Raw genomic sequence first — 23,634 nt, forward strand, 5'->3', positions numbered from 1 at the left:
CTAAGACGTGACCGCGCGATGTCTTCAGAACAACGACTGCTGTCCCACCACCTTGGCCGGCGGACGGAACTCGCTGAAGTCGAACTGGTGCCGCTCGCGGCCCAGGCCCAGGCGCTTCGAGGCCTTGCGCAGCCGCTGCTGGAGCAGCTCGGCCCAGATCCCCTCGCCGGTGAAGCGCGTGCCGAAACGCGGATCGTTGTCCTTGCCGCCGCGCATGTCGTGCAGCCGCGCCATGATGCGCGCCGCCTTGTCGGGTTGATGCAGCCGCAGCCAGTCGTGGAACAGCGGCGCCACCTCCCACGGCAGCCGCAGCGGGATGCTGAAGGCCTTTGTCGCCCCGGCTTGCGCGGCGGCTTCGAGGATGCGCTCCAGCTCCGGCTCGTTGAGGAACGGGATCACCGGGGACACGCTGACACCGACCGGCACGCCCGCCTCCGCCAGCGTCCTGATCGTCTGCAGCCGCCGCTGCGGCGAGGCCGCGCGCGGCTCCAGGATCCGCGACAGCGCCGGGTCCAGCGAGGTCACCGACAGATAGACCGACACCTGCCGCCGCAACGCCATCGGCACGATCAGGTCCAGGTCGCGCTCGATGCCGCTGGACTTCGTCACCACCGAGAACGGATGCCGCGCCTCGGTCAGCACCTCCACGACGGCGCGCGTGATGCCCAGCTTGCGTTCGATCGGCTGGTAGGCGTCGGTCGCCGTGCCCAGCACCAGCGGCGCGGGCCTGTACGCGGACGAGGCCAGCGTCTCCCGCAGCCGCTCCGCGGCGTTGACCTTCGCGATGATCTTGGTCTCGAAATCCAGGCCCGGCGACAGGTTCAGGTAGCTGTGCGTCGGCCGCGCGAAGCAGTAGATGCAGCCATGCTCGCAGCCCCGGTACGGATTGATCGACAGGTCGAAGCCGATGTCCGGCGACTGGTTGCCGCTGACGATCTTCTTCGCGTGCTCCTCGATGATCTGCGTCCTGGGCGCGATGTGTTCCTCGAGCGCCTCCTGGTCCAGCGTGCCCCAGCCGTCGTCGTACTGCTCGCGCTCTCGCGATTCGAAGCGGTGCGGCATCGCCCAGGCGCTGCCCCGGCCCTTCAGCGCGTCGGCCTGGATGTACAGCGGCGGGGGTGCGATCCTGGTGTCTTGCGGCATACTGTCAATTTATACAGTATCGCCGACGAATGCCAGTGCCCATCGGCACCCATCGACATCCGTCGACACCCATCGGCATCCGTCGGGCTCATGCCTTCTGACCGTCCGTGACGACCAGCACCGCACCGAGCAGCGCCGCCACCGCCCCCAGCGCATACACCGCCGCGTATCCGAAACGGCCGGCCACCAGCCCCGCCGCCGGGCCGGCCAGGCCGTAGGCGATGTCGAGGAAAGCCGCGAACGCGCCGATCGCGCTGCCGCGGCTGGCGGGCGGCACGCGCTTGAGCGCCTCGACGCCCAGCGCCGGGTAGATCAGCGCGCAGCCCAGGCCCGACACGAAGGCGCCGGCCAGCGCGACGGCCTGCTGCGGCCCGTACCAGACGAGGCCCTGCCCGATCGCCTCCACGACCAGCGACCACAGCGCCACGCGCCGACCGCCGATCCTGTCGGGCAGATGTCCGAGCAGCAGCCGCACGGCGATGAAGCCGACGCCGAAGCAGGTCATCACGATGCCGGCCTGCGACCACCCGCGCGCCGCGAAGTACAGCGACGCGAAGGCCGTCAGGCCGGCGAGCCCGACGCCCTGCAGCGTCAGGCCGAGTCCCTGGCGCCAGATCTGACCCACGACACGCCGGAACGGCAGCCGCGGGCCACCGGCCATGCGCCACGCCGGCGTCGCCAGCGCGATGGCCCAGGCGGCCAGCGGCGCCGCGATGCAGGCGGCCATCACGGCGGCCACGCCGTGGGCGCCGTCATGGCCGCCGCCGTGGCCGCCGCCGTGGCCGCGATACAGCCACATCCCCATCGGCGCGCCGATGGAGAGCGCGCCGAACATCGCGATGCCGGTCCACGACATCGACAAGCCGGCGCGCTGCGGGCCCACCGAGGCGATGGACCAGGACACGCAGCCGGTGACGAACTGGCTTTCGCCGAAGCCGGCCACCAGCCGCCCGGCGACGACGATCGCCAGCGCCGTCGCGGACGACCAGCCGGGCAGCGCGGCGACCAGGTACAGCAGGCCCGCCACCGCGCAGCCGAGCGCCCCCTGCAACGCGGAGCGCCGCCCGCCCTGCCCGTCGACGAGGCGTCCGGCGTAGCCGCGCGTCAGCACCGTGGCGGCGAACTGCAGGCCGATGACGAGCCCGACCGTCAGCGCGTCGAAGCCGAGCCGCTCATGGATGAACAGCGGCAGCACCGGCAACGGCAGGCCGACGGCGAGGTAGCCGCAGAACAGCGCTGCGATGACACCCGGGGCGGGACGCGTCAGCACGGGCGTGGGCGCGGGCGCGGGCGTGGGCACAGATGCGGATGCGGGCACGGGCACGGGCACGGGCGTGGAGGTGGCTGTGGGCGGCGGCGCGGCGTCGAGCCGCGCCGCCTCGTCCACGCGGGATGAAGCGATGGCAGGCATGGGATCTCCCGGGGGCGGTGGGCCGATCAGGCGGCTGTCTTGAACAGGTCGACGCGATGCCCGCTGGCGCTGAGCAGGAAGTCGCGCGACGCGGCCGCGTCGGCGGCGAGCTTCGCCAGATCGACATCGACCAGCCGCCCCCCGCGCTTGCGCAGGCGCCCGCCGACCACGACGGTATCGACGTCGGCGCGCTCCACCGCCTGCACGATCGTGGCGATCGCGTTCGTCACCGGGAACACGGCCGCGCCCTGCGTGCGGACCATGATGAGGTCGGCCGCCTTGCCCGGCGTCAGCGTGCCGACACGATCCTCGAGGCCCGCCGCGCGCGCGCCGTTGACGGTGGCGGCGCGCAGCACTTCCTCGACGCCGATCGGCGCGGGGACGTCCGCCTCGCCGCGGAAACGGCGATAGCGCATCGCCGCGCGCTGCTGGTGGAACAGCGCATGCATCTCACCGAACAGGTCGCTGCCGAAGGCGGTGTCGAGGTCGATGCCCAGCGCCGGCGTCAGGCCGTGGTCGACGGCCACCTGGTAGGCGAAGGTCTCGTCGTCGAAGCCGAACAGCGCGTCCGAGCGCGGATTCACGGTGATGTTGACGCCGGCGTCGGCGAACAGCCGCCACGTCGCCGCGGGGACGCGCGTGCAATGGTTGAAGAGGTTGTGCGGACCCAGCACGCCGGGCTTCGCGAACTCGGGGCCGAGCTGCGCGAGGTCGCCGATGAACTCGGTCAGGATGCGCATGTCCAGGCCGCGCGCGACCTCCCACCAGTCCAGCTTCAACTGGCCGAAGAGGCCGACCTTCACGCGGCTGCCGCTCGCGTTCCAGCGCGCGGCCAGGCGCGCCAGATCGCCCGGCAGATGCGCCGACGACGCGCCCTTGTCCATCGCCGGACCGACCATGTGCAGCGCGCGGATCCCCGAGGCATCCAGCGCGTCGAGCGCGGCATCGGTGTGCTCGGGACTGCGCGCGCTGTGGCAGGCGTCGACGATCGTCGTGATGCCGGCGTCCAGCGAGGCGGCCGCCGTCAGCATCGTGCTGGTGAACATGTCCTGCGGGCGGAAGTGCGCGCCGAGCCGCTCGGCGACCACGTCGATGTAGGCGAAGAGGTCGTCGACGTCGGGCATCAGCCGGCGCATCACGCCCAGCCAGGCGTGGTGGTGGGCATCGACCAGGCCGGGCATCACGATGCAACCGGCGGCGTCGATGACCTCGGCGTCGCCGGCCGGCAGGGCCGCGCCGACGGCGGCGATGCGGCCGTCGCGCACCAGCACGTCGCCGACGGCCAGGTTGGGCAGCGCGGGATCCATCGTGATGACGGTGCCGGCCTTGAAGAGGATGTCGCGATCGGTCATGGGGAACTCCGTTGGGGGGAATCGCTGGGATTCGTTGAGGACTCGGGAGGGAGTCGACTCGGGATTGAGGCAACGGACCGAATGATGCGAAGCGGGCGACTTTTGATAAAGGTAGAGTCGCTCAAATGATCTTTGCTGAAATTCAAAGATGCACTCACCGATGACGTACTCGCCGGAGGCAGGCGACGACGGGCACGCGTTAGGGGACCGGCAATGAGGGGCAGGCAATGGGACAGGCAATGGGACAGGCAATGGGACAGGCAATGGGACAGGCGATGAGGGACAGGCGATGAGCATCGACGGACGTCTGCTGGCCGGCATGAGCGTGCTGGCCGCGGTGGTGGAATCGGGCAGCTTCAGCAAGGCCGGCGAGGTGCTGGGGATGTCCGCCTCGGGCGTGAGCCGGGCGGTGTCGCGGCTGGAGGAACGGCTGGGCGTGCGGCTGCTCGACCGCACGACGCGCTCGCTGCACCTCACCGGCGAGGGCGCGCGGCTGTACGAGCACGCGGTGCCGCACCTGGAAGGCATCGAGGAGGCGGCCAACGTCGTCTCCGGCGCGGCGGTCAGCGTGCGCGGCGCGCTGCGGGTGAGCCTGAACCCGCTGTTCGCGCGCTACGTGCTCGCGCCCGCCCTGCCCCGGCTGCAGGCGCTCTACCCGGACCTGACGCTGACGATGGTGCAGTTCCCGGGCAGCGGCGACCTGGTCGCGGAGGGCGTCGACGTGGCCGTGCGCTTCGGGCCGCAGCCGGCGTCGACGATGACCTCGCGCAAGCTGCTGGAGAACCGCGTGCTGACGGTGGCGGCGCCGTCCTACCTCGACCGGCGCGGACGCCCGCGCAAGCCCGCGGAGCTGGCGAAGCACGACTGCCTCCAGTACATCGATCCGCAGCGCGGCCGGCCGTTCGAATGGATCTTCGTCCGCGGCAAGGGCCGCGCGAAGGAACAGCTGACGGTGGCCACCTCGGGCTCGCTGACGATGACCGACGCCGACGCGATGGTGCAGGCCTGCGTGGCGGGCGCCGGCGTGGCGCAGGTGCTGGCGCTCAGCGTCGAGCACCTGCTCGCGGACGGCACGCTGGTGGAGCTGTTCCCGGACTGGCCGGGCGAGACCTTCCCGCTCCACATCGTGCGGCCGTCGCGGCGGCTGCCGCCGGCCTCGGTGGAGGCGTTCATGGCGTTCTGCATCGAGCTCTGCGCGCCGTCGGGCACGGCGGCCTGAGCTTCCATAATCGTCCCCCATGGATGCCCTCAAAGACCTGTTGCGCAACGCCCTCCACGAGATGGGCCGCGGCCGCTACGCCGAGGCCGTCGCGCTGCTCGAACCGCATGCGCAGGTCGCGTCCAACGAGCTCCAGCGCTACCTCGGCGAATCGCTGCGGCGCAGCGGGCGCGTGCAGGACGCGATCGGCCCGCTGATGCAGGCGTTGGCGCTGAAGATCGACGACGTCGACGCCTACCTGCAGCTGGCCTTCGCGCTGCAGTCGCTGCAGATGAAGGCGGAGGCCGCCGAGTGCTTCCGCACCGTCGCCGCGCTGCGACCCGACAGCGTCATGGCGCAGGCCTACCAGGCCCACGGCGACCAGCAGTGCGCGCGCTGGTTGGACTTCGACGAGAACCTGCGCGCGCTGCACGCCGTCATCCGGGCCAAGCCCGACGACGCCGACGATGAATTCGGCGTGCCCTTCGCGCTGGCCACGCTGCCGCACGAGGCGGCGGATCTGCTGAAGGTCGCTCGGCTGAGCACGCGTTTCCTGAGCCGGGGCATCGCGGCCCTGCCGCCGGTGACGGCCGTCGACAAGCCGAAGCTGCGCATCGGTTATCTGTCTTCCGACTTCCACGCTCATGCGACCGCCGCGTTGATGGTGGAGGTCCTCGAGTGCCACGATCGCGAGCGCTTCGAGGTGCTGCTGTTCTCGCATGGGCCCGACGACGGATCGCCGCTGCAGCAGCGCGTCCGCGCCGCCTGCGAGCGCTTCATCGATGTCGGCGATCTCGATCCCGCCGGCATCGCCGCGCGCATGCGCGCCGAGGGCGTCGACATCGCCGTCGACCTGAAGGGCCACACCGCCGGCAGCCGCTTCATCGCGCTGGCGGCGCGACCGGCGCCGGTGCAGGTCGCGTGGCTCGGCTTTCCGGGCACCTGCGGCGCCGACTTCATCGACTACGTCATCGGCGACGCGATCGTGACGCCGCTCGACGAGGCGCCGTTCTACGCCGAACGCATCGCGCAGTTGCCGCGCTGCTACCAGCCCGGCGACGCGACGCGGCGCATCGAGCCGACGCCGCGCGCTGAACTCGGCCTGCCGGACGACGCGGTCGTGCTGCTGTCGGCGAACGTGGTGCTGAAGATCACGCCCACCGTCTTCGACGCATGGATGACGATCCTGCATCGCCTGCCGCAGGCGCTGCTGTGGCAGTTCAGCGGCGGCGAGCAGGCCGACGCGCAGCTGCGCGCCGAGGCCGCGTCGCGCGGCATCGCGCCGGAGCGGATCGTGTTCATGCCGCCGGTGGGCATGGCCGAGCACTGGAACCGGCTCGCCGCGGCGGATGTGGCCCTCGACACCTGGCCCTGCAACGGGCACACGACGACCAGCGATGCGCTCGCGGCCGGCGTGCCGGTGGTGACGCTGCGCGGTGAGGGGTTCGCGTCACGCGTGGCGGAGAGCCTGCTCGTGCAGGCCGGGTTGTTCGGGCTGGTCTGCGACACGCCCGAGGCGTATGTCGACAAGATCTGCGCACTCGCCAGCCGAGCGGTTCAGGCAGGTCAAGTAGATCAGTCGGATCAGGCGGATCAGTCGGATCAAGCGGATCAAGCGGATCAAGCCGACCGGGCGCTCCCGGCGATCCCCGCATGGATCGACTCGCCGGCCTTCGCGCGCGACCTGGAGGCGCTCTACGAGCGCATGTGGACCCGTGCCGTGGCGGGCCTGCCGCCGGAAGCCCTGCAGGCCGGACGATCAGGCAATTGATCCGGATCTGACGGCATGGCCGTCCGCGGCCCGGTGGCAGATCATGTCCGGCATGAACACCCACCAGCATCCCCTGCCCTCCGGCCTCGGCCCCACGACCACGGCGACGGACATCCTGCGCGACGTCGACCTCACCGGTAAGCGCGTCGTCGTGACCGGCGGTTATGCGGGTCTCGGCCTGGAAACCGTGCGTGGGCTCGCCGCGGCAGGCGCGCGGGTCGTCGTGCCGGCGCGCAGTCCTGACAAGGCGCAGGTCGCCCTCCAAGGACTCCCGAACGTCGAGCAGGCCGCGATGGACCTGCTGGACCCGGCCTCGATCGCGCGTTTCGCGGACGAGCTTGTCGGCCGCGGCGACGCGCTCGATCTGCTGATCCTCAACGCCGGCATCATGGCGACGCCCTTGCGTCGCGACGCGCGGGGTCACGAAAGCCAGTTCGCCGCCAACCACCTCGGCCATTTCGAGCTGACGCTGCGGCTGTGGCCCGCGCTGCTGCGCGCGGGCGCCGCGCGTGTCGTCGTGCTGACCTCGCTCGGTCACCGCTTCGCGCCGGTCGACTTCGACGATCCGGACTTCGCGCAACGCCCCTACGACAAGTGGCAGGCCTACGGCCAGTCCAAATCCGCCAACGCGCTCTTCGCCGTCGGCCTCGATCAACGAGGCGCGGCGCAGGGCGTGCGCGGCTTCGCGGTGCATCCGGGCGCCATCCTCACGGACTTGACGCGCGATCTCACCGCCGAGGACTACGCCGCCTTCGGCCTCTCTCCGGACAACGCCCATGGCGTTGCCCCAGCGGGCATGTCGGTCGAGGAAGGCGGGCGCTACAAGAACCTCTCGCAGGGGGCGGCCACCACGCTGTGGTGCGCGACCAGCCGCCAACTGGACGGCCTCGGTGGCCTCTATTGCGAGAACTGCGATATCGCGCGCGTCGTGGCCGACGGCGAGGTGTTCGACGGCGGCGTGCGGCCCTGGGCGATCGACCCGGCGCAGGCCGAGCGGCTGTGGTCGCTCAGCGAGCGGCTCACGGGCGTAACGCTCAACACCTGACCCCGCCGCATCGCCCCCGAACCGCATGAGCCCATGCGGCTCCAGGGCGTCCTTCATCGCGCAGCGCTCAGGCGGATGCCTTCTTCGCCCGACGCGAGAGGCTGACAGTCAGCCAGATGCCGGAGATGAGGAAGTACAGCGCGCCGACGCCGGCGTAGCCCGCGACATTCACGATCGAGGGAACGTCGGCCTTCTGCGCCTGCGCGATGAAGAAGCCGCCAGCCAGCGCGGATTGGGCGCCGCTCAGCACCATGACCCATTGCCCGCCCTGCGACTTCCAGCGGCGCAGCGCCGTGCCGAGCTGCATGAGACCCGACGCGATCGCCCAGGCCCCGAAGACGCCGAGCACGGCGTTCATGCCCGCGGTCAGCGCCAGGCAGACGGCGAGCGTCGTGATACCGCTCGCCCACACGTTGATGCGCTGCGTGCGGTTGGCTGCCAGGCCGCCACTGGCGTTGGCATCGACCCAGTTCGCGGCGGCGTCCCAGGCCGGATAGAGGACCAGCAGCACCGCGGCGATCGCGGGCGACCGGCTGCCGATCACGATCGCGGCGGCGACCCAGACGATGGAGAACAGCGCGCGGGTGAGGTAGTAGCGCTTGAGCCAATGGTCCTGCTTCAGGACGGAGGAGACGGAGGAGACGGAGGAGTCGATGTGTTTGGACATGATGAGGTGAATTCCAGTGGATGATCAGATGCCGGCGTACCACTCGTAGCCGCGGTCTTCCCAGTAGCCGCCCTTGCCGCCCCAGAGGCGGTCGAAGCCCGCCACCACTTCCAGGCGCATCAGGTACTTCGCGTGCTTGTAGCCGAGCTGTCGTTCGACACGCAGCCGGAGCGGGGCGCCGTGCTCGACGGGCAGCGGGCGGTTGTTCATGGCATACGCCAGGAGCGTCTGCGGATGCCAGGCGTCGAAGAGGTCGATGCTTTCGTAGTAGCGGCCGCTGCCGTCCAGCGTCTGCTCGAGTTCGTCCGCGCAATGGAAGACGACGTACCGCGCGCCCGGCGCCAGCCCCGCCGCGGCGAGGACCCGGCTGAGCTGCACGCCCTGCCATTTGGCGATCGCGCTCCAGCCTTCAACGCAGTCGTGCCGCGTGATCTGCGTGCGCGACGGCAGGCTCATGAGATCCGCCAGCGACAGGCTCAGCGGTTGCTGCACCAGGCCATCGACGCGCAAGCGCCAATCGGAGAACTTTCCCTCCAGGAGCCGCGCGTATTCGTCGGAGTCCGGCATGCGCGTGCCGTTCGCCCGGAAGACCGGCGAGAGATCCGCCTCGGTGAACTCCGCGGCCAGGCGCTCGCGCTGAAGCGCACGCTGGGCCTGCATCGTCAAGCGCTCGGTGCTGCGGAGCACGCGATCGACGCCGGCGTCCTGGATCACACGGTCGCATCCGGCCAATGCGACGGTGCCCACGCCGGCGATGGCGCCGCCGAGGAATCGGCGTCTCGAGAACTGGTTCATGGCGGGGTGCTCCGCTCGATCGGGGTCGCTGGATCGGGTCTGGTCTCCGCCCAGGGATCGGGCGCCGGTTCGGGTTCGGGTTTGATCTCGATCGCGTAGCGGCCCGTCACCATCGACCGCAGGTTGTTCCACGCGCCCGAGGCCACGACCATGACCAGGTGCACCACCACGAAGCCCACGAGCGAGCAGGCCGTCAGGAAGTGCAGCGTCCGCGCGGTGGCCCGGCCGCCCAGCAGGTCGGGCAGCCAGGGCATCGCTGCGTTGAGGCCTGGCGACAGGGTCAGACCCGTCACCACCATCAGCGGCACCAGCCCGAAGATCACGACCAGGTAGGTGAGCTTCTGCAGCGCGTTGTAGCGGCGGGCCGCTTCGCCCTTGGGGAATCGGAAGCGCGCGTGATCCTTGATCTCCTGCCAGAGATGGCGGCGGGACAACTCTCCACCGCTGGGCAGCAGATCGCGCCGGACATGAGCGCGCCAGACACCGTGGCCCAGGTAGACCAGCCCATTGATGACGAGGAGCCACGCGACGCTGAAGTGGACTCGCCGCCCCGCGCCGAGGTCGTGATACGAGGGCAGCGTCGCCCAGCCGGGCATGGCGGGGACCTCGAACACCGCCACATCGTGGTCCGCCCCGGCCTGGCCCAGGTAGAAGCGCGGGTGGGCATTCAGGATCTGGAGACCGCTGGCGAGCAGCAAGGTGAAGCAGAGCACGTGCAGCCAATGCGTCAGACGCACCGTCACGCTGTGGCGGGGCACGAGGCGCCGCTGTACGGGGGTGCGTTCGGGGACGCGTTCGGGGGCGCGTTCGGGGGCGCGCCCGAGGTCGGAGATCGATGTGTCCATGGCGGGGCCTGTACGAGAGACCGGCCGGCGGATCGCCGGCCGGGTCGACCTCACATCGGCGGGACGACGCCGTTCTTGCCGACCACCAGGCGGCCCGACGACAGCTTGCCGTCGGCGTCCTTCTCCGCGACGACGAACACGACCGCGCCGGCCTTCACGTCATCGGCGGTCGCCTGCGTGAGCGTCACCACCGGCGTGCCGGTGGGGATCGCGATCTTCTTCTCCTGGCCGTGGTACGTGACCGTCACCGTGCTGCCCTCGACCGACTTCACCGCGTTGGACACGGTCGCGTTGGTCATCGTGCTGTTGGGCTTCAGATCCCAGCCGAAGCTGCCTTCCGCGGCACCCTTCATCGCGGGCGGGAAGATGACCACTTCGAGCGCGCCGTCGCCGCCCTGCGACTTCGGCAGCGAGGCGATGCCGACGTAGTCGCCCGGCTTGATGTCGGCGATGGAGGCCGCCGCGACGCCGGAGGCCATCCAGCCCTCCTTGAGCTTGATCGTCACGACATTGCCTTCGCGCGACTTGACGTCGAGCTGGTCGCCGCTGCGGGAGATCACGGTGCCACGGACACGCACGCCGGCGTCAGCCGCGGACGAGAGCGACGGGGCGGCGGCGCTGAACGCGATGAGGGCGACGGCGAACAGCGAATGGAGGCGTTGAAGGCGCATCTGGGTACTCCTTGCGACGGGGGTCGCGATTGATGTGCCCGAAGTTTACCTACTAGTTGGTAGAGATCAACGTTGAAACTTAAGCCGGCCTGAATGGCCGTCGGTTTTTACGTGGTTGGGCAGGGGGGCGTTCGACGCCGCGGTGCGTTCAGGCGCTCAAGCGCTGACAGCGCGCTTGCGTCCTGCGCGCTTCGGCGTCGCGCAGTCGGCGCAGCGCCCATACAGCGTCAGCTCATGGCGCGCGACGGTGAAGCCCTCCGGCACCAGCTGTGCCATGTCGCCGGGGCAGGCGTGCACGTCGAAGACGCGGCCGCACTCGGTGCATTGGAAGTGATGGTGGTGGTCGTGGTGCGCCGACTCGTAGCGGGGGCTGTCCCCGGGCAGCGAGACCGCCTGGATCTCGCCCGCCTCCAGCAACTGCTTCAGGTTGCGGTAGACCGTCGCCAGCGAGAGCCCCGGCACCTCGCCCTGCGCGGCGTCCAGCACCTCCTGCGGCGAGAGCGGACGACCCGCGTCGTCGATGACGGTCCGGATGGCACTGCGCTGTCGGGTCGAACGTTCCATGGGTGTCAAGCCGCGGGCGATCAGAGCACCGCGAAAGCATGTCGATAGGGCCCGCGCATTCTGTCATGCTGCTATATTGCGAATGCGTTCGCATTAGCATCAAAGCCGAGGCGAACGGAAATACTTCCCCCCACAGGAGACGCTCATGTCCGTTGCCGACGCCGCCGATGCCGCCGCCTCCGCCGTTGCCTCTGCCGTTGCCGCCACCCTTCCCCGCCGCCTGCCCGCCACGGTGCTATCCGGCTTCCTCGGCGCCGGCAAGACCACGCTGCTCAACCAGGTGCTGCGCCACCGCGGGCCGCTGCGCGTCGCGGTGATCGTCAACGACATGAGCGAACTCAACATCGATGCCGACCTCGTCCGCGACGGCGCCGAGCGCGCCGGCGTCGGCCTGTCGCGCACCGACGAGGCGATGGTCGAGATGAGCAACGGCTGCATCTGCTGCACGCTGCGCGACGACCTGCTGCAGGAGGTCGGCCGGCTCGCCCGCGAAGGACGCTTCGACTACCTGCTGATCGAGTCCACCGGCATCTCGGAGCCGATGCCGATCGCGGCGACCTTCGATTTCATCGACGAACACGGCCAGGGACTGCGCGAGCTCGCACGCATTGACACGATGGTCACGGTCGTCGATGCGCTCAACCTGCTGAACGACTATGCAAGCGACGACTTCCTGGCACAGCGTGACAGCGGCGTCGACGCGCAGGACCGGCGCCGGCTGGTCGAACTGCTGGTGGAGCAGATCGAATTCGCCAACGTCGTCGTCGTGAGCAAGACGGATCTGGTCGATGCCGCGCGACTCGCGCAGGTGCATGCCGTGATCCGGGCGCTCAACCCGGGCGCTCGGGTCATCGACGCCCGGCACGGCGACGTGCCGATCGGCGAGCTGCTCGGCACCGGCCTCTTCGACCTGGAACAGGCCGAGTCGCAACCCCGATGGATCCGGGCCCTGGAGGGGCACGACCATTCCGAAGCCGATGAATACGGGCTTTCGAGCTTCGTCTACCGCGCCGACCGGCCTTTCGATGCCGGTCGCCTGCACACGCTGATCGCGCATCCCTGGCCGGGGCTGCTGCGCTTCAAGGGTTATGTCTGGCTGGCGAGCCGGCCGGACTGGCTCGCCTGCCTGTCCGGCGCGGGTCGCGGCCATCAGCTCGATCCGGTCGGTCGTTGGAGCGTGCCGCCGAGCGAGCGCGGCCAGGAACTGGTGCTCATCGGCCAGGACCTCGACGTCCCCACCCTCACGCGCGCGCTCGACGCCTGTCTGACTTCGACCGCGGCGTCTGGCGGACCCGACCCCTGGCCGGCGTGGGACCTCACCTCCCCTCACGAAGGAACCCATTGAGATGATCATGACGAAGACGCCGGACACGGCAGTGAACGAGGCTTCAAACAAGGCTTCAAACAAGGCATCGAGCAAGGCATCGAGCAAGGCATCGAACAGGCGCGCCAAGGCGCTCTCGACACGGGCCTCGGCCGCCGTGCTCGCCGCCGGCCTGATGGCGTTCGGCGCCGCGCAGGCGCACGGCGACAAGCACGAGCACGGCGTCGTGCACCTGGACGTCGCGATCGAGGGCGACACGCTGGCGATCCAGCTGGAGTCGCCGCTCGACAGCGTGCTCGGCTTCGAACGCCAGCCGCGCACGCCGGCGGAACGCCAGTCCGTCGAGCGGATGCTCGCCACGCTGCGCGGCGGCGCGGTGCTCTTCACGCCGGACGCACGCGGCCAATGCCGTTTCGAGGGCGCGCAGCTCGAGTCCGCGCTCATTGCCAGCCCCTCCGCCGATAACCCCCCGCCCCGGTCGGAACACCTCGACGTCGACGTCAGCTATCGATTCCGCTGCGCCGCGACGGCCGAGCTGACGACGCTGTCGCACCAGCTGTTCGCGCTGTTCCCGCGCATCCAGCGCATCGACGCCCAGGTCGCGACGCCGAAGGGGCAATCCCGACAGGTGCTCAAGCGCCCGGCCGCCACCTTGTCCCTCGGCGGCTGACCATGGTGGTGCCTGTCCTGGAAGCCAGGGACCTGACGTTCCGATGGCCGCGCGCCACGCGGGACTGCCTGGACATCGCGGCGCTGCGCATCGAGCCGGGCGAGGCCGTGTTCCTGCGCGGTCCCAGCGGCTCGGGCAAGAGCACGCTGCTGTCGCTCATCGCGGGCGTGCTGACGCCGCGCGCGGGCAGGCTGAAGCTGCTCGGCCATGAGCTGGCGGACTGCTCCGGCCGGCAGCGCGACCGGCTGCGCGCCGACCATGTCGGCTTCATCTTCCAGCAGTTCAACCTGCTGCCCTACCGCTCGGCGCTGGACAACGTGCTGCTGACCTGCGAGTTCTCGCGTCGCCGCGCCACGCTGGCCGACCCGCCGCGGGAGCGCGCGCAGGCGCTGCTCGCGCGGATGGGCCTGGGGCCCGAGCTGATCGCGCGGCGGGCGAGCGAACTGTCCGTCGGCCAGCAGCAGCGCGTGGCCGCCGCACGCGCGCTCATCGGGCATCCGGACCTGGTGATCGCCGACGAGCCGACCTCCGCGCTCGACGACGCGCATCGCGACGCCTTCATGCGCATCCTGCGCGAGGTCTGCGCCGAGTCGGGCAGCGCGCTGCTCTTCGTCAGTCACGACACGCGACTGGCCGCGCGTTTCCCGCGTTGTCTGGATCTGCCCGCGCTGCAACGCGGTTCGGCGCGCGTGGAGGAATCCGTCACATGAGGGCCCCGACATGAAGGCACTCTTCCGCCTCGCCGCGCAGAGCGCGTGGAATCGCCGCTTCGTGCTGTCGCTCGTGGTCCTGTCGATCGCGCTGTCGACGCTGCTGCTGCTCGGCATCGCCCGGCTGCGCGACGATGTCCGCAAGAACTTCGCGCAATCGGTCTCCGGCACCGACCTGATCGTCGGCGCCCGCACGGGATCGGTCCAGCTGCTGCTGTATTCGGTCCTCCGCATCGGCGGCGCGACCAACAACATCCAGTGGTCCAGCGTGCAATCGCTGGCCCGGATGCCCGGCGTGGACTGGGTCGTGCCGATCTCGCTCGGCGACTCGCACCGGGGCTTCCCGGTCGTCGCGACGACGGGCGACTACTTCCGCCGATTCCGCTACGGAGACGCCCAGCCGTTGGCATTGGCGGAGGGACGCGCTTTCGACGATGCGCCCGCCGATCCGAATGGAGCGGACGGATCGAACGGATCGAACGGATCGAACGGATCGAACGGATCGAACGGATCAAGAACGCTGCCGCCCGATCTCTTCGGCGTGGTGCTCGGCGCCGACGTCGCGGCCTCGCTGGGCTACCGGATCGGCGACCGGCTCGTCCTCAGCCACGGCGACGGCGCGCTCGCGGCCAACGACCACGCCGACAAACCCTTCCACGTGATCGGCGTGCTGGCGCGTACCGGCACGCCGGTGGACCGCTCGCTCCACATCAGCCTCGCGGCGATGGAGGCCATCCACCTCGACTGGGTCGCCGGCGCGCCGATTCCCGGTCAGGCGGTCAGCCTCGACGCGTTGGCCGGGCAAGACCTGACACCACATCAGGTCACCGCCGCGCTGGTCGGCCTGAAACGGCGCACGGCGGTGTTCTCGACGCAGCGACGCGTCAACGACTTCGCCGGCGAGCCGCTGATGGCGATCCTGCCCGGCGTCGCGCTGGACGAGCTGTGGGACGTGGTCGCGCTGGGCGAGCGCAGCCTGACGCTGATGAGCGCGCTGGTCGCGGCGGTGAGCCTGTGCGGACTGGTCGCGGTCATCCTCGCCGGGCTGAACGAACGCCGCCGCGAACTCGCGATCCTGCGCGCCGTCGGCGCCAATCCGGCACGGATCTTCAGCCTGCTGGCGGTCGAGGGCATGCTGGTCACCGTCTGCGGCGTCGTGCTCGGCGCGGCGCTGTGCCTGCTGCTGATCGCCGGTCTCGGGCCGTGGGTGCAACTGCGCTTCGGCATCGGCCTCAGCGCCGGCCCGCCCTCGGCGGCCGAATGGCCACTGCTGGGCATCGTCATCGCGCTGGGATGGGCAGCGAGCCTGCTGCCCGGCTTGCGCGCCTACGCGCTGTCGCTCGGCGACGGCCTCTCTCCGAAGGTCTGACATGACATCCCTGCCCGCTCCTGCTCCCCCGCGTACGCCCGTGCATGCGCCCGTGCATGCGCCCGTGCATGCGCCCGTCGGCGGCGCGATCATCGCGGCCATCGGCACCGCGCTCGCCGCGTTCGCGGCGTTCACCGTGCTGGTCGCGCTCGCCGTCGTCCTCCCGGTCTCTGCCGCCGACGCGGCTCCGGCCGCGCCTTCCGCGCCAACGGCCGCTCCAGCAGCCAGCACGCCGACCTCGGGGTATCGCGACCTCACCTGGATCCAGCTCGTCCCGCCGGGCTGGGATCCGATGAAGCGCTTCCGCGACGTCGGCATCGGGCGTCTGAGCGACAACAGCCCACGCACCGCGGCGCTGATGGCCGACCTGCGCGACGAACTCGACAACGCGCCCCTGGTGGAGTCGCTGCAGGACACGCCGGTGCGGCTGCCCGGCTACGTCGTGCCGCTGCAGACCGATCGCGACGGTGTGCGCGAGTTCCTGCTCGTGCCCTACTTCGGCGCCTGCATCCACATGCCGCCCCCGCCGGCGAACCAGATCATCCTGGTGAAGCTCGCGCAGCCGGCGAAACAGCTGCGCGCGATGGACACCGTCTGGGCCAGCGGCGTGATGCGCCTGGACCGGCAGCCCAGCGACATGGGCGTCAGCGGCTATCGCCTCGACACGGCGAATGTCGAGCCCTACCGGAACAAGCCGCGTTGATCGCACGGATCATGCGGTCCTGGCGCTTCCCGTTGGCGGCGGTGGCGCTGGTCACGGTCGCCGCGATCGGGGTTGCCGCGGGCATCGTGCTGAACCGGACCGATCCGTCCCGGGCGATCGCCTCCGCGCCGCTCGCGACCGACCCGCCGGCCGACGTGACGGCGATCGAATGGGCGGAGTTGATGCCGCCCGGCTGGGATCCGCGACCGAAAACCGATCAAACTGGCCAGAGCGGCCAGAGCGGCGGGATCGACATCTCCCAGCTCGCGGACGACGATCCCGTCGCGCGCCAGATGATGAGCGAGATGCGCGAGGCCTTCGATCACGCGCCGGTGCGCCAGGAGCTCGACGGCCGTCGTGTGCGGCTGCGCGGGTACGCGGTGCCGGTGGGTGTCGGCTGGGGCGGCACCGACGAGTTCCTGCTGGTGCCTTCGTTCGGCGCCTGCATCCACAGCCCGCCACCGCCGCCCAACCAGATCGTCCACGTGAAGGCGCCTTCGAAGATCGACGGCCTGCGGGCCATGTCGGTCGTGACGGTCACCGGCACGCTCGAGGTCCGCGCCCTCAGTTCAGCCCTGGCGACCAGCGGCTATCGGCTCGTGCCGGAATCGGTGCGCGTGGAGCGTTGATGCATCGCTGCAGTGCCCGCCCCCTCAGGCGGAGGCGGCGCACCGGCGGATGGCCACGACGGAGGCGTCGACGTCGGCTTCGCTGGTGGCCCAGTTCGAGACCGAGATCCGCATCGCGGCCATGCCGTGCCAGGTCGTGCCACCGGCCCAGCAGGTGCCGTCCTGCTGGACCGCGGCGATCACCCGGCGCGTGAAGGCATCGATCGCGTCAGCGTCGACGTCAGCATCGACGTCGAGGCCGCCCCCCGGCCGCGCCGTCGGAGCGAAACGCACGAGCACCTGGTTCAGCACCACGTCATTGAGGATCGCCACACCGGGCGCATCGCGCAGCCCGTCGGCCAAGCGCCGGGCCAGCGCGCAGCAACGGTCCACCAGATCGGCGACACCTGCCCGGCCCAGTTGGCGCAAGGCCGCATAGACCGCGAAGCCGCGCGCCCGCCGCGACGAGTCCGGCACCCAGGATCCCGGTTCCCGGGCGCCTCCGTCGCCGATCACGTAATAGGCGGCACCGAAGTTGACCGCCGCCCGATGTGCGTCGGCGTCGCGAACGATGACCACGCCGCAGTCGTAGGGCACGTTCAGCCACTTGTGCGCATCGGTCGTCCAGGAGTCGGCGCCGGCCACCCCGTCGACATGCGATCGAAGCGCGTCGGAGGCCGCCGCCCACAGCCCGAACGCGCCGTCCACATGCAGCCAGGCATTCGGGTGTGCGCGGACGGCGTCGACGATCTCCGGCAGCGGGTCGAATGCGCCGGAATTGACGTTGCCCGCCTGGGCCGACACCAGCACCGGACGGTCTCCGAGTTCCGCAAGCAGGCTGCGCAGCGCGCCCGGCCGCATGCGTCCTTGTTCATCGCTGTCCACGCGCCGGGCCCGGCCGCTGCCCAGGCCTGCCATCTGCAAGGCGGACAGCACCGTGGCGTGCGCCTCGGAGCCCAGCACGACCGTCAGCGGCGGCGCGCCGATCAGGCCGTCGCGTTCGACGTCCCAGCCCGCGCGCGACAGCACGCGGTGGCGACCGGCCAGGATGCCGGTGAAGGTGGCCATCGTGGCGCCGGAACTGAATCCGACCGAGGACGACGCCGGCAGTCCGAGCAGATCCAGGATCCAGCCGGCGGCCACCTCTTCCACGACGGCGGCGGCCGGCGACATCACCCAGGAGAACGCGTTCTGGTCCCAGGCGCTCGCCAGCCAGTCCGCCGCGAGCGCGGCGGGCAATGCGCCGCCGGTCACGAACCCGAAGTAGCGCGGACCGGCGCTCGCGACGACGCCCGGGTCCGCGAAGCGGGCCAGGTCCTCGATCACCTGGTCGGGGGTCAGTCCTTGCCGGGGCAGCGCCCCACCCAAGGCGGTCAACAGTCCTTCGCGCGTGGCCAGGCCGCCGACGTGCCGTCGCTCGATGCCCTCGAGGTAGCGGGCGGCCAGCGCCGCGGTCTGGTGAAGGAGTGGACGGTGGTCAGGCATGGTGCTTCTCCCGGAGCCTGCCCGGCCCCGTCGGTCAATACTCGTCGCCGCCCGGGCTGACGTAACCCGGCGCCAGATTCTCGAACTTCGTGTTCTGCCGCGCGAAGGCCAGCTTCACCGTGCCCACCGGACCGTTACGCTGCTTGGCGATGATGATCTCCGCCACGCCGGGTTCCTTGCACTCGTCCTTGGTGTAGTACTCGTCGCGGTAGATGAACATGATGTTAAGTAGTGGAATTTCCTGGTTCAGCAGCAAATCTGCCGGTCTTTTAAGCAAGGGCGCACAACTGGGGCGTCCTCCGGATTTCCACGGTTAGGACGCTCGGCCACCGCCTGGCGCAAGCAGCAGCGCAAAGCTCGCCCGAAGGACCCGCATCGCATCAATCACGGGTCGGTGGCGGCCGGCCGCGTCGATCAGTTCCGGGTCCAAAGATCGAACGCACCGCGCTCAGTGCTTCCATGGCGGTTCCATGTGGCGACAGCACGCATGTCTTGCCAGATTCGAACTGCAGGATATGGGCTGTCCCCAGCGTGTTCGGCTCCTCCGCCACCATCACCCCTGCTACCCGGTTGAACCGCCAAGCACCCGGTGTGACATCAGGCAGGCAATTTCAATGGTTGTATCGAAAGCCACCGGCTCGTCCAAAAAAGCGCGACGAGGGAGTGAACATCGGGTAGCAGGAGGGTTCGCGGTCTTCCGACATCCTCAGCTTGATCACCCGAGATCCGTATCAGGACGAGTTCGATGCGCCCGCGCAACTCGACAACACTCCAGGGCCTACATCCGACCGGGCCAAGCACCGCCATCAGGGGCAACTCGTGCTCCGGGTACGTGCGGGACATCGCTAGGACGAGACTGAGCGTAGATGACGAAAGCGCTGCCCAAGGTCGCACTGGTCGCCTGCATGCGAAAGCTACTCACCTGCCTGAACGCAATGGTCCCCGGCAGGTCGGGGCTCAGTTGCCGATACGTCTCTCTTCTTTCCATTGCCACACCTCACCTGGCTGGGGGTGTGGCTCTTCAGATCTGGGACCGTCCCGTTCAGAACTTCCCCAGGATGTTCAGGAACACCCCGCGACTGCGATAGCTCAGGTCGGTCAGGTCGTCCGAGAAGTCGGTGAAGTTGTAGCCCACGCCCACCTTGAGGTTCTCGTTCACGTGGTAGTAGCCGGCAGTGAGCAGGCCGGTCTTGCGCTCGCTCAGTTCGCCCGCGCGCAGCATGCGCAGTTCCAGCAGCCAGTCGTACTGCCGCACGACCTGCCAGTCCACGCGGGCAATCGCCAGCTGTGCGCTGCTCTTGAACCACGGCGCGCTGTCGTCCCGGCTGGGACGCAGCTCGCCGACGCGCCAGGCCAGCTTGCCGCCGATGGTCCAACGCGCGCTGAGGTCGTAGGTCGCATCCACGGCCGCCACCTGGCTGCGCTGCTGGTAGTCGATGCCGGTGGTGCTGATCGTCGTCTGCGTCACGTCGGTCGTGCTCACCTGCCCCGGCGACGACAGGTCGTACAGGTAGGTGTACTTGAGCAGCAGGTTGAGCTTGTCGTTGCTCACCGGCCGGAAGGCATACCCCAGCACCGCCTCGGTGTACTTTGCCGCGGCCAGCGCACCGACCGCGCTGTCGCTGTCGGCCCAGTTGAGCTTGCCCAGCCAGCGGGCGTTCGGACCGTCCTGCACGCTGACCGAGTTCTTCAGCAACCAGCTGCGGCGGGTGTCCGTGTTGCTGCGATCGCGCCGGTACTCGACGCCGCCGGCGTACTTCAGGGACGCATCGACGAAGCCGACGCTGAACCCCGCGGCGTCGCGGTCGGTCTGTCCCGCGTTCTCGGCCTCCAGCCGGCCGGTTTCGGCGCTGACGCCAAAGGTCCAGCGATCGTCCGGCGCGTACTGCACGCCGTAGGCATGCGTCAGGCCGCTCAGGGTGCCGGTGCTCTGCTTGTGCTCGGTATAGGCGCTCAGCCCGTCCGCCAGCCGCGACTTGATGCCCCCCACCAGCGTGCCGCCGCGCGCGTTCAGCGTCTCGTCGGTGCGACCGGTGTCCAGCGCATAGGTCACGTAGACGTTGGAGCGGTCGTCGTACTGGTAGTCGACCCCTGCCTTGCCGGCCGCGCCGCCGTCGCCCCCCGAGGCCTCGCCGCGCAGCGTCAGCTTGTCGTTGAGCCGGTAGCGCGCGCCCGCGCCCAGGCGGTCGTTGTCCTGTCGCGTGCCGGTGCGCTCCAGCGTCTTCTGACCGAAGCCGTAGACGCCCCAGCCTTCACCGCTGTCGTAGTCGACCTGCGTGGCCGCATCCGACCGCTCGCCGGTGACCGCGCCCGAGCCCGGCAGCAAGGGCGAGGTGTTGACCGTGTCGGTGGACTTGCGGTCGGCGCGCACGCCGGCGCTGACGGTCCAGTGCTCGTCGACGCGCGTGACCACCTGGACCTCGCCGGCATCGGTGTTGTAGCCGTTGAGCTCGTCCTTGTGGTCGCCCTTCAGGCGGACCTCGGTGCGCTCGCCCACCGGCGCGCTCACGGTGGCGCCGGCCTGCCGCGTCTCGTTGGACGCGACCTGCCCGGGCGCCGAGAAGCCGGCCTCCCGCAGCTGCGCATAGGCGCCGACATGGCCGCTCTTCGCGACGCCGAGGTCGACCAGATCCGCCTGTCCCTCCACGCGCCAGGCGTTCGCGCCGCGCGTGTCCCCGGCCAGCGTGTTCTGCGAGAACCCGAAGCCGCCGTCCAGCGACGTCGTCGTGCCGATGCCGGGACCGTCGCTGCGCGCGGCCTCGATCTTCAGCGTGGTGTTCTCGCTCTGGCGCAACAGCAGGTCGACGCCGCCCAGACGCTGGTCGCCACCGGTCTGGCGCTGCTTCGCCGCGGTGACGCCGACGCGCACGCCGTCGGTGACCCACCAGGCGGTGCGACCGCCCAGGGCCAGCGTGTCCAGATCGCCCGACAGCGGCGTGTACTCGTAGTCCACCACCAGGTAGGCCGGCTGGCCGCTGAGCCCGCCGGCGCGCACCAGCAGCCCGTTGTCGGCCAGGCTGGGCAGCGGCGAGGTCAGCAGCACGCGACCCTGCAGGTAGTCGACGTCGTAGTCGCTGCCCGGGATCAGCGCCCGACGCTGGAGGACGAAGCCGGAGTCGCGGTCGCGGATCTCCAGCCAGACCTTCTCGGCGCCGCGGCTCACGTCCTGGTGGCGCAGGTAGTACAGCGAGCCGCCGGTGCCGCGGAATTCCTCGCGCGCGGCCAGCGTGCCGGGTTCGGCCGCGTAGACGTCCAGGGTCACGCGCGCATCGCCGAAACTGGTCGCGTCCTCGCCGACGTAGTGGCCCTTCAGACCGTACAACCCGCGGTTGACCTGCGCCAGCGTGTTGTCCGCGCCCAGGTTGAGCTTGAAGTTGCCCCACAGCGCCTGCGAGCGGCCGTCGTCCACGCGCAGGTACACGCGTCCCTGGGTGGGCGCATCCTCGATGCTGGTGGAGTCGTCGCCGAAGGTGCCCCAGCTGTCCACCGGATCCATCCGCCGGAACAGCGACGTCGGGTCCTTGCGATCCAGGTTGCGGAACAACTCGCCGAGCGGCCGCTCCTCGGTGTCCAGGCTGGCGGTCAAGGTCCAACGATCGTCCAGCATGCCCTTGCCGTAGAAGGCCAGCCGGCCCTCGGTCCAGGTGTCGTTGTTGTAGCGGTTGCGCTCCTGCGTCACCAGCGCGGCCGGGCCGGCGGTGCGATCGCGGCCGACGGTCAGGTCCGCTTGGCCGACGAAGAAGAAATCGCGCCGCGGCAACTCGAAGTCCCGGCGATAGATGCGCTCGTGGCCATCGGTCCCGCGCACCGCGATCTCGCCGGTCTGCACGCGTCGCGGCACCAGCTGCTGCATCACGAACCGGCCTTGCGTATCCACCGGCACCGCGAATCCGAGCGCGCGCACCTGTTCTCCCGGCGCGATGCCCTCCCCGCTGGCCGTCACGGTGCCGCCCGCGATCGGGATGTTGGCGACGGCCAGCCGGCTCTCGCCGTAGCCGGCCAGCAGGCGCTGCGCCGCGTCGGGTTCGCGCTCGCCGGTCGGCGCATGGCGATCGGCCAGCGCGAGCGGGATGTCCTCGGTCTCGTCGAAGCGCCCCGACCCGTCGTAGACCCGCACGCGCCAGTAGAGCTTGCGCCGCGCCAGCGGTCCTTGCGCCCACTCGGCGGGAACGGTCCACTGCGCGCGCAGCTCGCCATCCAGCGGCACGGTGGCCAGCAGTTGCGGGCGCATGTCGCCGTCGGTGCCGAACAGCCTCAGCTCCGCGCGCATCAGATACGGCCGGTAGTTGCTGTAGCCGCTGAAGCGCACCGTGTCGCCCGGCACCGCGGTCGCGGGCCAGGCCGTGCCATTGAGGCGCCTGGGCTGCGACAGGTTGTCGTACTGCAGGCGCAGGTGGTCGCGCTCGAGCCGCACGTCGATGCAGCGCTGGCGGTCGGCACTGGCGCTGTCCGCGCCGACCACCGGCTGACCGTCGATGGTCAGGCGCAGCGCGGCGTCGTCGTTCGCGTAGGGCGTGAGCATGCCGCAAGCGGTCGGATCCACGAGCTTGACGCTCGACGTCGTCTCCACCTGCGCCGGCGCGGTCTCGCGCCAGTACACGCGCACCTCGACGCGCCGGTTGGCGGACCAGTTGGCGCGGTCCTGCGGCGGCGAGGCCAGCGGCTCATCCGGTCCGCGCGAGTCCGCCGCATAGGCGCTCGCCGGCAATCCCAGCTGCTGCGTCAGGTAGCGGCCGACCTGCTCCGCGCGGGCCAGGCCGAGCGCATGGTTGTCGGGGAAACGCGGACGCAGCTCAGGCTTGATGCGCTGCACGTCGGTGTGGCCGACGATCTCGAAGCGCAGGCCCTCGCGGCCGCGCACCTGCGCCACGATGGCGTCGAGCCTGGCCTTGTCCTCCGGCTTGAGCAGGTCCTCGCCGGAATCGAAATGCGGCGTGTGCGATTCCTCGCGCGGCCGTACGGCGCCGGGGACGCTGCGTGTTTCCTCCTCGAGCCGCTCCTGCAAGGCACGTGGATCGCCCAGGATCACGGTGAGCTTGGGCAGCTCGCGCTCGCCGGACGCGGGGAGATGGTCGCGTCCGTCGATCTCGACGGCGCGCCGGTCGGCCTGGCATCGGTCGCTGAAGCGGCCGCGCGCGTCGGCGCGGCAGCTGCCGTCGTCGCTGCTCGCGTCGGCGGCCGAGGCCGGCAGCCCGATGGCCAGGCAGGCGGCGGCCGCGGCGCTGGCGAGGGCCGCGCGGGGAAAGGTGGAGCGAGTCATGCGGGTGGCACAGATGAAGGTCGTGGACAAGGACGTGGTCATG

19 protein-coding genes and 1 pseudogene are annotated in these 23,634 nt (G+C 70.3%); 9 read left to right on the forward strand and 11 right to left on the reverse strand.

The annotated features are described in order from the left end of the window. Window positions 1-24: 24 nt before the first annotated feature. From ACQ4L4_RS13315 to ACQ4L4_RS13325, 3 genes are all read right to left on the reverse strand, one after another. Window positions 25-1,143 (reverse strand): PA0069 family radical SAM protein, encoded by a 1,119-nt coding sequence (locus ACQ4L4_RS13315; RefSeq protein ID WP_431104667.1) that lies wholly within the window; start codon window positions 1,141-1,143, stop codon window positions 25-27. Between the two features lie 88 nt (window positions 1,144-1,231). Beyond that, window positions 1,232-2,554 carry an arabinose transporter gene (locus tag ACQ4L4_RS13320; RefSeq protein WP_431104668.1) on the reverse strand — a complete coding sequence of 441 codons (1,323 nt, stop codon included), beginning with the start codon at window positions 2,552-2,554 and terminating at the stop codon, window positions 1,232-1,234. A 26-nt stretch (window positions 2,555-2,580) separates the two neighbouring features. Then, window positions 2,581-3,906 carry an amidohydrolase family protein gene (locus ACQ4L4_RS13325; protein WP_431104669.1) on the reverse strand — a complete coding sequence of 442 codons (1,326 nt, stop codon included), beginning with the start codon at window positions 3,904-3,906 and terminating at the stop codon, window positions 2,581-2,583. 289 nt (window positions 3,907-4,195) lie between these two features. On the opposite strand from ACQ4L4_RS13325, the gene ACQ4L4_RS13330 reads away from it, so the two are divergent. From ACQ4L4_RS13330 to ACQ4L4_RS13340, 3 genes are read left to right on the forward strand one after another with little or no spacing between them, the layout of a single operon-like run. Next, window positions 4,196-5,125 (forward strand): LysR family transcriptional regulator, encoded by a 930-nt coding sequence (locus ACQ4L4_RS13330; RefSeq protein WP_431104670.1) that lies wholly within the window; start codon window positions 4,196-4,198, stop codon window positions 5,123-5,125. Window positions 5,126-5,144: 19 nt separating this feature from the next. Then, window positions 5,145-6,875, forward strand: a complete 1,731-nt coding sequence (locus ACQ4L4_RS13335) for a UDP-N-acetylglucosamine-peptide N-acetylglucosaminyltransferase (RefSeq protein WP_431104671.1) — start codon at window positions 5,145-5,147, stop codon at window positions 6,873-6,875. A 43-nt stretch (window positions 6,876-6,918) separates the two neighbouring features. Further along, window positions 6,919-7,920, forward strand: coding sequence for an oxidoreductase (locus tag ACQ4L4_RS13340; RefSeq protein ID WP_431104672.1), 1,002 nt, complete (start codon window positions 6,919-6,921; stop codon window positions 7,918-7,920). 67 nt (window positions 7,921-7,987) lie between these two features. Here the strand turns inward: ACQ4L4_RS13340 and ACQ4L4_RS13345 are convergent, their stop codons facing one another. From ACQ4L4_RS13345 to ACQ4L4_RS13365, 5 genes are all read right to left on the reverse strand, one after another. Next, a complete protein-coding gene (locus ACQ4L4_RS13345; RefSeq protein WP_431104673.1) occupies window positions 7,988-8,587 on the reverse strand; it encodes a DUF308 domain-containing protein in 600 nt (199 codons plus the stop codon). 24 nt (window positions 8,588-8,611) lie between these two features. Next, window positions 8,612-9,382 carry a molybdopterin-binding protein gene (locus ACQ4L4_RS13350; RefSeq protein WP_431104674.1) on the reverse strand — a complete coding sequence of 257 codons (771 nt, stop codon included), beginning with the start codon at window positions 9,380-9,382 and terminating at the stop codon, window positions 8,612-8,614. After that, window positions 9,379-10,227 (reverse strand): cytochrome b/b6 domain-containing protein, encoded by an 849-nt coding sequence (locus tag ACQ4L4_RS13355; RefSeq protein WP_431104675.1) that lies wholly within the window; start codon window positions 10,225-10,227, stop codon window positions 9,379-9,381. Before ACQ4L4_RS13355 ends, ACQ4L4_RS13350 begins: the two co-directional genes overlap by 4 nt. A 50-nt stretch (window positions 10,228-10,277) precedes the next feature. Beyond that, window positions 10,278-10,898 carry a hypothetical protein gene (locus ACQ4L4_RS13360; protein ID WP_431104676.1) on the reverse strand — a complete coding sequence of 207 codons (621 nt, stop codon included), beginning with the start codon at window positions 10,896-10,898 and terminating at the stop codon, window positions 10,278-10,280. Between the two features lie 156 nt (window positions 10,899-11,054). Continuing rightward, window positions 11,055-11,462: a Fur family transcriptional regulator gene (locus ACQ4L4_RS13365; RefSeq protein ID WP_431104677.1), complete on the reverse strand. Its 408-nt coding sequence runs from the start codon at window positions 11,460-11,462 to the stop codon at window positions 11,055-11,057. A gap of 145 nt (window positions 11,463-11,607) precedes the next feature. Between ACQ4L4_RS13365 and ACQ4L4_RS13370 the strand changes: the two genes are divergently transcribed. Genes ACQ4L4_RS13370 through ACQ4L4_RS13395 form a run of 6 tightly spaced genes read left to right on the forward strand, consistent with a single transcriptional unit; the run spans window position 11,608 to window position 16,867 of the window. Further along, the gene (locus tag ACQ4L4_RS13370; protein WP_431104678.1) at window positions 11,608-12,807 is read left to right on the forward strand and encodes a GTP-binding protein; all 1,200 of its coding nucleotides are present in this window, start codon (window positions 11,608-11,610) and stop codon (window positions 12,805-12,807) included. A gap of 7 nt (window positions 12,808-12,814) precedes the next feature. Continuing rightward, window positions 12,815-13,456, forward strand: a complete 642-nt coding sequence (locus ACQ4L4_RS13375) for a DUF2796 domain-containing protein (protein ID WP_431104679.1) — start codon at window positions 12,815-12,817, stop codon at window positions 13,454-13,456. A 2-nt stretch (window positions 13,457-13,458) separates the two neighbouring features. Further along, window positions 13,459-14,166 carry an ABC transporter ATP-binding protein gene (locus ACQ4L4_RS13380; protein WP_431104680.1) on the forward strand — a complete coding sequence of 236 codons (708 nt, stop codon included), beginning with the start codon at window positions 13,459-13,461 and terminating at the stop codon, window positions 14,164-14,166. A 10-nt stretch (window positions 14,167-14,176) separates the two neighbouring features. Further along, window positions 14,177-15,535 (forward strand): ABC transporter permease, encoded by a 1,359-nt coding sequence (locus tag ACQ4L4_RS13385; protein ID WP_431104681.1) that lies wholly within the window; start codon window positions 14,177-14,179, stop codon window positions 15,533-15,535. A gap of 1 nt (window position 15,536) precedes the next feature. After that, window positions 15,537-16,238 (forward strand): DUF3299 domain-containing protein, encoded by a 702-nt coding sequence (locus ACQ4L4_RS13390; protein WP_431104682.1) that lies wholly within the window; start codon window positions 15,537-15,539, stop codon window positions 16,236-16,238. A gap of 41 nt (window positions 16,239-16,279) precedes the next feature. After that, window positions 16,280-16,867 (forward strand): DUF3299 domain-containing protein, encoded by a 588-nt coding sequence (locus tag ACQ4L4_RS13395; RefSeq protein WP_431104683.1) that lies wholly within the window; start codon window positions 16,280-16,282, stop codon window positions 16,865-16,867. Between the two features lie 24 nt (window positions 16,868-16,891). On the opposite strand, the gene ACQ4L4_RS13400 is transcribed toward ACQ4L4_RS13395, so the two are convergent. The 3 genes and pseudogenes from ACQ4L4_RS13400 to ACQ4L4_RS13410 form a co-directional block, all read right to left on the reverse strand. Further along, on the reverse strand, window positions 16,892-18,331 hold the full coding sequence (locus ACQ4L4_RS13400) for a pyridoxal phosphate-dependent decarboxylase family protein (RefSeq protein WP_431104684.1): 1,440 nt from the start codon (window positions 18,329-18,331) through the stop codon (window positions 16,892-16,894). 34 nt (window positions 18,332-18,365) lie between these two features. Continuing rightward, window positions 18,366-18,554 (reverse strand): annotated as a pseudogene (locus tag ACQ4L4_RS13405) (DnaB-like helicase C-terminal domain-containing protein); the annotation flags it as partial. Between the two features lie 819 nt (window positions 18,555-19,373). After that, window positions 19,374-23,633, reverse strand: a complete 4,260-nt coding sequence (locus ACQ4L4_RS13410) for an OmpA family protein (RefSeq protein WP_431104685.1) — start codon at window positions 23,631-23,633, stop codon at window positions 19,374-19,376. Between the last annotated feature and the right edge of the window lies 1 nt (window position 23,634).

It is taken from the genome of Roseateles noduli (assembly GCF_050626985.1).
Taxonomy (GTDB): Bacteria; Pseudomonadota; Gammaproteobacteria; order Burkholderiales; family Burkholderiaceae_C; genus Roseateles; species Roseateles noduli_A.